The sequence below is a fragment of the Methanolacinia paynteri genome (assembly GCF_000784355.1).
Lineage (GTDB): Archaea > Halobacteriota > Methanomicrobia > Methanomicrobiales > Methanomicrobiaceae > Methanolacinia > Methanolacinia paynteri.
This window is the reverse complement of record NZ_KN360930.1, coordinates 135639-147561: the sequence shown is the minus strand read 5'-3', so window position 1 is coordinate 147561 and position 11923 is coordinate 135639. Positions and strand designations below refer to the sequence as shown.

Below are 11923 nucleotides of genomic sequence, written 5' to 3'. Positions count from 1 at the left end.
AGACGAGGAGATCTACCGGAAGGTAAAAGAGCATAGATCGGACTGCCCCGACTATTTTTTCGTAGACGGACCGCCATACACGACAGGGCACATACATCTCGGGACTGCATGGAACAAGATCCTTAAAGACACAATCCTCAGGTTCAGGAGGATGAACCGTCTCAATGTCATAGACCGCGCCGGATACGACATGCACGGCCTTCCGATTGAAGTCCGGGTCGAGAACGAACTCGGATTCAAATCCAAAAAGGACATCGAGTCATTCGGGATCTCGAACTTCATCGAGAAATGCAAGAATTTCGCGGTCGTTCACAAGGATATCATGTCCGAGCAGTTCAAAAACCTCGGTGTATGGATGGACTTCGACAATCCCTACCAGACGATCAGCCCCGACTATGTAGAATCCGCGTGGTGGGTCCTGAAGCGTGCCGAAGAGAAAAAACTGCTGGAGAAAGGTTTTCGTGTAGTCAACTGGTGCCCGCGCTGTGAAACCGCGATCGCAGACTCAGAGGTTGAATACTGGGACGAGACCGATCCCTCGATATTCGTCAAGTTCCCAATAAGAGGAAAAGAGAACGAATACCTTGTGATCTGGACGACTACCCCGTGGACACTTCCGGGGAACGTAGCCACCGCAGTAAAAGAGGACTTCATCTACTCAAAGGTGGAGGCGGAGAAAGAAGGGAAACGCGAATACCTGTGGATCGCGGACGAACTCGTGGAAGATGTCCTCAGAAAAGGAAGATATTCTGACTTCAATATTGTCGAAAAGGTTACCGGAGCTGAACTTGCCGGAACCGTTTACGACTCCCCTCTTGCAGATTATGTCCCGGCGCAGAAGGAGATCACTCACAGGGTCGTGACCGCAGACTATGTTACCCTCGAGAATACCGGAATGGTCCATATCGCACCCGGGCACGGGTGGGACGACTACCTCGTAGGCCAAAAAGAAGGCCTTGACATCCTCTGCCCGGTAGACGGCACGGGTATGATGACTGTAGATGCGGGTGAATTCGCAGGCCTTTATGTGAAGGACGCAAACCCGAAGGTAATCGAGGTCCTCGACGATTATCTCCTTGCTGAGATGAAGATCACACACAGATACGGCCACTGCTGGCGCTGCAAGAATCCGATCATCTCCCGTGCTACAGAGCAGTGGTTCATTGCAATCCCGCGTATAAAGCAGCAGATGCTCGACGAGATCGCGAAGGTCAAATGGTACCCCGACTGGGCGGGAAGCGCGAGATTCCACGACTTCGTCGCCGATTCCAGAGACTGGTGCATCTCAAGGCAGAGATACTGGGGCATACCGATCCCGGTATGGAAATGTGATTCATGCGGAAAGCAGGAGGTCTTCGGGACGATCGCCGAACTAAACGAAAGAGCGGGATCACACCTGGAAGACCCGCACAGGCCGTACGTGGACGAGATCACGTTCGGATGTTCCTGCGGCGGTACGATGAAGAGGGTCGAGGACATCTTCGACGTCTGGTTCGATTCTGCAATGGCATCATGGGCTACCATCGGTTATCCGAGAGAAAAGGAGCAGTTCGAAAAGCTCTGGCCCGCAGACTTCATAACCGAAGGACAGGACCAGACGAGAGGATGGTTCTACTCGCAACTTGGTGCATCGACCATCGCCTTCGACCGTGCGCCGTACAAAAAGGTAATGATGCACGGATTCTCGCTCGACTCCGATGGCAGGAAGATGTCTAAGTCCCTCGGCAATGTAGTAACTCCAGAAGAGATCATAGAAAAGGTAGGTGTAGATGTCCTGCGCATGTATATTCTTTCGGCAAGCGCCCCGTGGGACGACCTCAAGTTCAACTGGGAGGGCGTGAAGACTACAAACAGGGCGATGAACATCCTTTGGAATGTCTACAGGTTCCCCCTGCCGTATATGATACTCGATTCGTTCGCTCCCGAGACAAGCGAATCCGGCGTATGGAACGCGGATTATGTCAGGAAGAACATCAGGGATATGCCGGTCGAAGACAGGTGGATCATATCTAGGACAAACACACTCTGTTCTCAGGTTTCAGTAGATATAGAAAACTGCGAACTCCACAAGGCTTCAAGAAATATCATAAACTGCATCCTCGAAGATATCTCCCGCTGGTACGTCCAGCTTATCAGGCAGAGGATGTGGCTCGAGGAAGAGGCGGTCGAAAAGATCCAGGCCTACGAGACGATGTACTACGTCATGAGAAAACTCATCGAAGTGCTTGCGCCGATGGCCCCGTATATCTCTGAGAGCATATACCAAAACCTCAGGACCGACTCCGATCCCGGGAGTGTCCATATGCTCGACTGGTACCCGGGCGACGCGAAGCTCATCGACAGCGGTCTTGAGAACGAAATGGACGTTATACGCTCGTTTGACGAAGCTGTTGCGACTGCAAGGCAGAATGGAAAGAGAAAACTCCGCTGGCCTGTCGCGGATACAATTGTAATCACATCCGACGACACGGTGGCTTCCGCAATCGAAGACATGAACGAACTCTGCAAACAGCGTGCCAACTCACTGAAGGTCTCGGTCGTAAAAGGTTCATGGGACAGGATGGAGTTCGAGGCAGAGGCGGTTATGAGAGCCATCGGTCCGGAGTTCGGTAAGGAAGGGCCGAAGGTAAAGGCGGCAATCGAGAGCGCCGACGCGGCAGAGTTGAAGAATGGTATCCTCAACGACGGATTCTACGAGACGGACGGCTTCAGGATCACGGAGAAGCATGTCGTATTCAATGAAAAACTTCCTGAAAACGTATTCTCGGCAGAGATGCAGGGCGGAGTCGTGTGCGTGGACGTCACTCTTACCGACGATATTGAAGCGGAAGGGTTCTCAAGAGAGATAATCAGGAGAATCCAGGAGATGCGGCGACAGCTCGACCTGAAGGTGGAGGAGTATATCACCGCCGGGGTTGCAATCGACGACGACCGTATTGCAGTACTTGTATCCAGGAACTGGAAGGACGGAATAATGAGCGAGGTCCGTGCAAAAGAGATGGTCTTTGAAGAAGGTACGCTTAAAGGCGACTTCGATCTCGTTCAGGACTGGGAAGTCGAGGGCATCAAAATAAAGATCGGAATTTCGGGGAACAACTGATCCCTTAATTCTTAATTATCCCGAGGATGTATTCCCTTCCCTCTTCGGTATGAAACAGGGGAGGATTATCGTCTATTGTGACCTTCGACCTTTCGGTCAGGACCTCTTTTTTTTCAACAGGATTATATCCGGTCTTCATATATTGCTCGCGCCTTACGATAACGCCCCGCCTCTGCCACGAAGGAGTCTTGGAGAGATTGACGCCCCTTTTATACATCATCTCGTGCATATCCGCGGACTTCATCCCTTTCAGGAGATCTGCGGCCTTGCGCGAGGACATTCCTTCTGAGATCAGCGCATACTGGCAGTAGGCGTTGATGTGATTTCTCCATGCCTCCCTCTGCCTCCATTCGAGATAACCGGGAGCGTCGGTTTCAGTCGTGAAGACAATCCTCGCATCGAATGATACGGGGGTTTTTGATCCTGAAACTGCCATGAAGGCTCCTGCAGCATAGGAGGCACAAACCGAATCGATCTTTTCGACCCTGCCGCCAAAGGGCAGATTCCTGAAATAGAGGCTTATCTCATCGGAAAAAACATATGCGAATACCGGCTCCAGGCCGCTTTCGGAGATGAGCGACGAGGCTACGGATGACATGATATTCATAAAATCATCATCGAACGGCTTTTTGAACCCGGCTTCACGGGTCATCGCGTGAAAAGCCCTTCCGTCCAGCCGTACATATACAGGGGGGATAGCCGTAAGACCGCTGAATATTTCGTTTCCGAACATATAACCGGTTAAAAAAAGATATTCAGGCTATACCCCATACCCTGATTCAGTCCTCGGGTCCCTGCGACGGGAACATGCTGTTGAAGTGCCGGATGATGATGATATCCCCGACCGATTTTATAATACGGAAAGGCACCCTGATGCCTTTAAAACCCTTAAGCTGGAAGAGATCAGGATTCAGTTCGCCTACGGCAAGAAAATCCACCTTCTTCGTATCTACATTCAAAACAGCATCGTCGACAATACCCACCCTCACGGATTTGTCCGTATATACTTCCATCCCAAAAAGATCTGTTATTTGAGTCTTCATATTATAACCGATTGTAGGTATAATTCTTAAAAGTTAAAAATATAATCTTTCCCAATGAAAGATTCCATTCAGATCGGTGAATTATTCGGCATACCCATACGTCTTCACTTCACTTTTCTCATAGTGATCCCGCTTTTCACACTGATAATTGCGTACCAGATCGAATACAGCGTCAGTTTTCTTGAGATGGTATTCGGCCTTCCGGGTCCTGTCGACACATCGCTCATCACCACTGGCCAGATGCCATACATCCTTGGCATTATCGTGACATTGTCGCTTTTTGCCGGTGTTCTGATCCACGAACTCGCCCATTCCGTCGTTGCAATCTCAAAAGGGCTCGAGGTAAAGAGTATCACACTGCTTATACTTGGCGGCGTTTCACAGATAAACGAAGAAAAATCCCCCGAGCCTGATGTAGAACTGCCGATGGCGATAGCAGGCCCTCTTGCAAGCCTTGTAATCGGAATAGTTACTGGAATCATCGCCCTGATCTCCTATTATTTCATATCACAGCCGGCAGTTGCAGGGATCCTGTTCTATGTATTCGGTTACCTGAGTGTCCTGAACATCCTCCTGTTCCTGTTCAACCTCATCCCCGCATTCCCGATGGATGGAGGAAGAGTGCTCAGGGCATTTCTTGCAAAGAGGATGCCGATTCACCAGGCAACATCAATTGCAGCGGATATAGGGAGAGGTTTTGCAATAGTGTTCGGTTTCATCGGTCTTCTGCTGTTCAATCCCATATTGATTATTATCGCTGTATTCGTCTATCTCGGGGCGGGACAGGAGGCGACGATGATAAAATATTCCCACCTGCTTGAGGGCGTAACTGTCGCAAATGCAATGTCAAGTCCGGTTACATACATCTCCCCGGCAAGTTCGGTTGATGCAGTAGTCCAGGCGATGTACAACACAAAGCATCTCGGGTTCCCGGTGATCGAAAATGGAACATTAATCGGCGTGGTCACTCTTCACGACATAAATACGATATCAGCTATCGACAGGGAAGCGATGATCGTAAGGGATGTTATGACAAAAGATCCAGTGACCCTCCCTCCCGAGGCGCCGCTGACAGATGCCCTGAAACTGATGTCGACGATGAACATCGGAAGGGTTCCGGTGGTTAAGGACGGGCAGGTAGAAGGAATAGTCACAAGGACAGACATCCTGAGATTCCTCGAATTGAAGGAATTGAAATAAAAAAATTGAGGCGAAGACCTGAATGGGACTTTTCAAAAAAACGGAACGGCAAAAGGTACCGGGTGAGAATATCTACAAGGAATCTTTTCGCCGGACGGATGCCGGGATGTGCCTCCTGACACACCCGGATTTCGAGATCTTCGATGCGAACAATTCCTTCGCATCGATTTTCGGATTTGAAAGAGAAGAACTCAGGGGTTCGCTATTTGCAGTGGTCTGGAAGAAGTGCAAAGAGCGCGATCTTTTTTTCACTGAGATTATCAGAAACGGGCATTCCTCTCCCAAAGCTACACGGGTACTCAGGCCGGACGATTCCGAAAGGGATGTGGTAATCTCCGGTGTTCGGCTCGATGAGGATATGATTTTGGTTACTGTTTTTTGATTTGGAATAGGGCAATGGTTTGTTGCTCGTCACAAAATTCCGGAAAACCGGGTTTTGTTCTTAATAGTTAATCTCTCCCGGCCGGAGGCCGGGCTATCACAAGCGCAAAGCCATGAGGTCAGGGCGTGTTCGTTGAGCCTGCGAAACGAACTTGCGCAAGGGTTGCCCATCGGAGAGCTCCATCCCTTTCGAAACCTATGGCGACCATTATGAAAATATTAGGCCAAGGACAAAATCCATGTGTTTGAAAGGGAGGGGGAGAACCCCCTCCCTGTGACCCTCCCCCGTTGCGATAGGTCGCACTCGGGGACGGACAAGCGTCCCCTCCCGCTCCAAAATAACTCCAGTCCAATTAAGATCCCTCAACCGAATCATAGCCAAAAAAAGTAAATCCTCCCGGCCGAGGCTACCCGAATGGGTAGCGTCCAGGCCGGGTTATCACAATTGCGAAAGTTCGTGCAGCGAACTGAGCCAGGGCTGCCCCGGAGGGGCTTATGCCCCAATTTAAACACAATATCAGAAACCACAAATTCTCAATTGAATAGACGAAAAAGAGATTATAGTTAATTTATATCTTTAAAAACTCTGAAAGTTTCGCCGCATATCCGGACTCCTTCTTTTTCTGTTTGGGGCATCCGCCTGCACGGTGGCGTTTCCAGTCTTTCATAATGTCATTTATCGACTCGAATACAGATATTGCGGCAGGCATGACGATAATTGCACCCAGGATCGAGAATCCCACTGCAATAACGGTAACTATTCCAAAGTTCTGGATTATTGGGGATGTTGAAAGAGTGAGTGCAGAGAAACCACAGACTGTTGCAAGACCGGATACGGAAACAGCCGCTCCAATCTTCTGGACGGATGTCTGAATAGCCGTGATTGTATCCAGCCCCTTCTCTTTTTCCTCCAGGTATCTCTCCATCATGACAATCGTGTACTCCGATGCGACACCTATCGTCATCGCACCAAGACATGCCGTAAGGAGCGTGTACGTAAGCCCCAAAGAATACATGATAATCCCGTTCCAGCCTACAATCATTATAATCGGGACAAGCGGCGTGACCGCGGTGAATTTCCTGTATAATAATATCAACAGCAGAAGAATCAGCCCGAACCCGACAAATGTCATCGGATTTTTGGTTTCTTCGATTCCATCGATAAGATCACCAAACATTACCGACTGTCCGGTATATGAGACAGACATGCCGGGGTGCGGAGTGTACCAGTCCAGGTCCTTCTGCATATCCTTGATAAGCGCCTGGGTCGCCGGAATGGAGAGATCCTCCATCGAGAACTCCATCACGGTTTCCGTATTCCCGTTTACGTAACTCTCCTTTGTGCTCTCGGGAAGAAGATTCCATACTCTTTCAATCTCAGTAGCTTCCGTCGGGAGAACTCCGTTGTTGTAAAGTCTCAGGTATGTTGCAACACTCGTGACACCTGTAAGATCATCCTGTTTGGATAGCTCATACTCTCCAAAATCATCAATCCAGCGCAAAGTGCCCGGTTCAAGTACAGAATCCGCCTTGACGAATGCCGTAATCGTATCCGTTGAACCTACGACACTGCTGAGCTTATTCATCGATATCATCGCGGGCATATTCTGCGGAACCATCGCATCCTCGTCTGTATCGATTATGATCGTTTCATCAAGCTGAATTCCGACAATCGCGAGCATCAGTAGAGCCACAAGGACCGGGGCCGGGTTCCTTGCAATCTTTCCCGCAAGTTTCCCGATCGCGATATCATATCTCTCCATAAAAGAGCCTTTCGTGCCCGGCTTTACATGTGGGGGCTCTTCACATCCCTTCCAGTCGAGCTGACAGGATTCGGCCTGGTCGAGAGGATTTAATCCGCCTGTTTTGGGTTTATATTTGACAATTGTTGCAAATGTAGGGATAACTATCATTGCCGATAGATAACAGCATGCAATACCGATGATACATGTAGTTCCGAATCCCGAAATCATCGGTGACGGTGCGAGAAAGGTTAATGCGACAAATCCGAGGGCGGTTGCGCACATGGCAAAAAATATTGCAGGACCCGAATTTGTAACGGTTGTAAATACAGCCTCCTTCATCGGGGATCTTTTTATCTCTTCATCAAACCTGGACTGGAACTGAATTGCATAGTCAACACCTATGCCTATCAGAACAGGAAACGCCGCAATGACAATGGAAGTGACAGGTATTCCTGCAAATCCCATTACACCGAATGTAGAGAGAATTCCGCAGAATACGATAAAAACAGGGAGGAGCCTGTATCTCACATGCCCGAACAGGACAAACATTGCAATGACCATAAAGATCATTGCAAGGGCGATGAGGGTTCCCATGCTGTTCTGCATATCCGCCTGCATCTCTACAGAGAATGCAGGACTTCCGGTCGGAGTTATCGTAATTCCTGCCGGAGGATTTGAGAAAGCAATAAGACTATCCACATTGTTGACAATTCCCTCCTGCGCCTCCTCGGGAACACCTGTCTCAAGAGGAATGCTTACAAGAGTCATCATCTTTGACGGAAGAAGAACGTCTAAGTAATCAGGGGGAAGTGAATTAAGAACTGCATCGACATCAGCCTGGTTCTGGGGTATAACTCCGCCGTTGGCCGATTTTATAAGGTCTACAATTCCTGTGGCCCCTGCGATATATCTTTGGCCGCCTAGATCTCCTTCAAGACTCTCAAGGTAATTCAGGACATCAGGTCTTGTTACATCTGCTCCTTCGACTATCAATACTACGGAATCCGACCCGAATATTTCGGTGTAATGCATGAGGAGGGAACCGACCGGCTTGTCGGTATCAAGGTAAGTCTCGGTTCCAGTCTCCATCGTTATCATTGTTGCGCCATATATCCCAAGCAACAATACAGTAATTATCAGACCTGCAACGACAAACGGTCTTTTATTTATTGATTCTGCTATAAATTCAAAAGGTGATTTCAATATTATCATCCTCCGGCCCAAGCCGTACATATTCCTGCGTCATATCATTAGATCTTTTAAAGTAGGTTGTTCACGCATCGACCTGTTATTAATTGGAAGAGATCTTTTTTCCCGTTCCGGAAGATATGCCGTCAGGCAGCACATAATCGGAGATTATACTCCAGGTAATCCCAGCGGCAATATTATTATCGTCGGTTTTCAAAACATCTATTCCAAGACTTTTTGCAAAACTGTACATTCTTTTTTTGTCATTGATAACAAATAAGCCATTATTGCAGGGCGAATTTATAATCCCGATTATCTCTTTTAAGTAATATTCAGGTATGCGGCCTTCATTTAAAAGCGTAAAATGAAGGAATTCGATGAGCTGCATATAATACTGCGGAGGTGTAAAGCCGGCATCCTCCCATATGCCTTTGGTCTCCAAATCAGTTTCATTTTTGTAAAGATGAATACTACAGGCGCTGATTTCTGTTTTCATTGTAAAGCCTCTTTAAACCAGAACTCAATTTTTAATCCTCAGAAAAAATCAATATTTTCAGGACTCTCTATACAACCGGAATGAATATCCAAATTCACAATATCGATATCAAATAAATCCCGTTCATTTCCTGACAGATTTCTTCTATGGACTTCACTACAATATCAATAAGTCAGGTAATAATAGATCTCCAACTTTCGGAGTTTTTAGCAGGAAATCGTTAACAAATAGATTCTTTTTAATGCTACAACAGATAATGTCGCAGGATTTTTCTCCATAATGCATTGAAAGATCAATTAAAGACACACGGTTTCGATCTAACTCATCCTTTGTCTTTTTTCCAAAAAAATTAGACGGCAATTTATCGTTCCGGTCCGGGGAACTTTCCTGCTTTTCCGCTGTTAATTTAAGATATGATGAATGTCCTATATCATTAAAATTCACAGCAGAAAAAAAGAACATATCATAGCGGACAGGTGCCGCAGGGCGTTACAGGATACCGCATGAAACAAATAATTCCGGAATATTCCGTTTTATCAGGTGGTTTTACGGTTATTGCACCGACCATGGAGTTTTATTCAATACAATAGTTTCAAACTTCTTTCCTGCTGCTTAAATTATATATCGAAAACAGACCAAATAGTTTAATTGGAACTTTTGGAGTTGTAAATGTTAGAAACTACCATTGAGACTCTTAAAAAACTTGGATTTACCGAGTATGAGGCAAAGGCATACATATCACTCGTCGGATTCGGAATGGCAACCGCACGTGAAATTCAGGAAACCAGCGGTGTTCCCCAGGGAAGGATTTACTCGGTATTAAGAAGTCTTTCAAACAAAAATTTCATAGAGGTCCAGGAAGGAAATCCCTCATATTTCTATGCTGAAAATCCCGGTACAATACTCAACAAACTAAAGACGGAGATAAATGAATCAATAAACGAGTCAATAGAATACCTTTCAAATCTTCATCTCAACTCAAAACCGCCTTCACCAATATGGGTAATTCACTCTGAATGGGGTATTAAAAACAGAATAAAGACACTTATTCAGGGCGCAGACAAAGAGATCATTATTATTGTTGAGGATTATTCACTTTTCGAATGGATACTACCAGAGTTAAAAAAACTAAAAAAAAGGGTGAATGTTGAAATATATGCCAAAAGCAAAGCGGATTTTGCAGGAACAAATTTGAGGGTGACGGAATTTTCAGAAAAAATGGAAAAAATGTACTCTATGATGGAGAAGGTAGCTTCTGTGGAAAAAGAAAAATATGATCACCCGGAGCCCAAGATAAATATGATAATAGACGATTCAACGGGTTTTTTTATAGGAAAAATACAGGGACAGGTTGAAGGAGTAGTCATACAGGTGCCGCATTTCGTATACGCAATAAAGACCTTTATGAAAATGCTTGAAGAAGAATGACAATACAGGAATCAGCTAAAAACGTTCATGAAGCAAAGTTTTTATGCACTTTTCCATGTGAATCGCAAAGTAATTTCATGTAAAATCTAAACTGAATGTACCGGGCGGGGAAGGAAATTAGAAAATTATTGAATTTTTTTGAAAACTACTCAAAAGAAAAAAATTCATCCAGTTCCGTCTTCCCTGCAACTTTGTGAAGCCCCGCAAGATCTTTAAAAGGCCGCTTCGCAGCGATCGACGCCGCTGTCTTCTTCCCGATCCCGGGGATCTGTCTTATCGTCTGGACCGGAATCTCGTTAATCCTGATCGGATACCTAAATCCTGTTATCGATCTCATACCCCAGCCGGTGACCACCGCGTCGATATGCTCCCCCTTACCGATCTTCTGCGGAGCGCCGACGAGTATCGGGTACGATCCCATCTGCCTCCCGAACGATGTGTTTCCCTCCTCTTCGATTATTATATCCCTGAGAACCGTCCCACGAGGAAAGACCTTCATGAGCATAGGGTGATCGAAGTTCTTTCTGGCATCCTCCTTGAACTTCCTGAAGAGATCGTCGTACATCCCGATCGAATTCTCCTCCCACGCCTTCGTGCCTTCGAAAGGCATGACCTGCCGGATGTTGACCCTCCTCACAAGAAGCCCTGCATCAAGCACCTCTTTTAAGAACTGCATATTCCGTTTATATGTCGCAGGCGATTCTCCTTTCAGGCCGAGAACGAAATTGAGGCCGGGAAGAAGATGAGGGATTCCGTCATCCCTCATGCCGCCGACCTCGTTGACTATCTCAATCGCCCTCATAACCTGTTCGGGCATTGCTTTCAGGTTGTTCTCCCGGACTACAACAGGATCTGCCGACTCCATACCGAAGGCAGCAACATCGCCGGCAGTGTGCCACCTTACAATTGCCTTCAGCGCCTCTTTTGCCGCCTCTTCATGTTCAAAGATATTCCTCGGGTTGATGTTGTCTATATGCAGAGTCTTCAGTCCGGGTGCTGCGGCCCTTATTCCGCTGAAGAGATGCTCTATTTTTTCGGGGTCGGGGCAGGGGAACTCCCCCCCGCGGACACCGTATGTCAGCAGGTCGGGCTGCCTCCCTACCCTGAAGTGACGCACTCCCGAATCATAAAGCGCCTTAACCTCGGCATGGACTCCCGCGGCGTTCCTGAACTCCGGCTCGCCGTAAAGGAACTCGGTGCAGAACGAACATCCGCCCGACACATATCTCGAGCACCCGCGGGCCGTCTCAAGCTCACAGATCACATCGGGGTAGTTGGGATGCTTTTGTACTATTCCCGCACCCGCTGCGGCGAATTCATCGATCCTTTCATAATCGAAACT

General features: G+C 47.4%; 9 protein-coding genes. 4 read left to right on the top strand and 5 right to left on the bottom strand.

What is annotated here, in order from left to right:
* The coding region (gene ileS, locus METPAY_RS06935) for an isoleucine--tRNA ligase (RefSeq protein WP_048150608.1) at positions 1 to 3100 on the top strand (3100 nt) is incomplete at its 5' end.
* A 4-nt stretch (positions 3101 to 3104) separates the two neighbouring features.
* On the opposite strand, the gene METPAY_RS06930 is transcribed toward ileS, so the two are convergent.
* Positions 3105 to 3833 carry a tRNA(His) guanylyltransferase Thg1 family protein gene (locus METPAY_RS06930; RefSeq protein ID WP_048150605.1) on the bottom strand — a complete coding sequence of 243 codons (729 nt, stop codon included), beginning with the start codon at positions 3831 to 3833 and terminating at the stop codon, positions 3105 to 3107.
* Positions 3834 to 3879: 46 nt separating this feature from the next.
* Entirely contained in the window at positions 3880 to 4143 is a 264-nt protein-coding gene (locus tag METPAY_RS06925) for a PRC-barrel domain-containing protein (RefSeq protein WP_013330061.1), read from the bottom strand.
* A 54-nt stretch (positions 4144 to 4197) separates the two neighbouring features.
* Here METPAY_RS06925 and METPAY_RS06920 point away from each other — a divergent pair, with 54 nt between their 5' ends.
* Together METPAY_RS06920 and METPAY_RS06915 are read left to right on the top strand one after the other, a co-directional pair.
* Positions 4198 to 5343 (top strand): CBS domain-containing protein, encoded by a 1146-nt coding sequence (locus METPAY_RS06920; RefSeq protein ID WP_048150603.1) that lies wholly within the window; start codon positions 4198 to 4200, stop codon positions 5341 to 5343.
* Between the two features lie 22 nt (positions 5344 to 5365).
* Positions 5366 to 5725, top strand: coding sequence for a PAS domain-containing protein (locus tag METPAY_RS06915; protein WP_048150600.1), 360 nt, complete (start codon positions 5366 to 5368; stop codon positions 5723 to 5725).
* A 568-nt stretch (positions 5726 to 6293) separates the two neighbouring features.
* On the opposite strand, the gene METPAY_RS06910 is transcribed toward METPAY_RS06915, so the two are convergent.
* Positions 6294 to 8681 (bottom strand): efflux RND transporter permease subunit, encoded by a 2388-nt coding sequence (locus METPAY_RS06910; protein WP_245611554.1) that lies wholly within the window; start codon positions 8679 to 8681, stop codon positions 6294 to 6296.
* Between the two features lie 79 nt (positions 8682 to 8760).
* Entirely contained in the window at positions 8761 to 9153 is a 393-nt protein-coding gene (locus tag METPAY_RS06905) for a hypothetical protein (RefSeq protein ID WP_157199025.1), read from the bottom strand.
* 669 nt (positions 9154 to 9822) lie between these two features.
* Here METPAY_RS06905 and METPAY_RS06895 point away from each other — a divergent pair.
* Entirely contained in the window at positions 9823 to 10581 is a 759-nt protein-coding gene (locus tag METPAY_RS06895) for a TrmB family transcriptional regulator (RefSeq protein WP_048150591.1), read from the top strand.
* A 145-nt stretch (positions 10582 to 10726) separates the two neighbouring features.
* On the opposite strand, the gene METPAY_RS06890 is transcribed toward METPAY_RS06895, so the two are convergent.
* The coding region (locus METPAY_RS06890; protein ID WP_052418714.1) for a radical SAM protein at positions 10727 to 11923 on the bottom strand (1197 nt) is incomplete at its 5' end.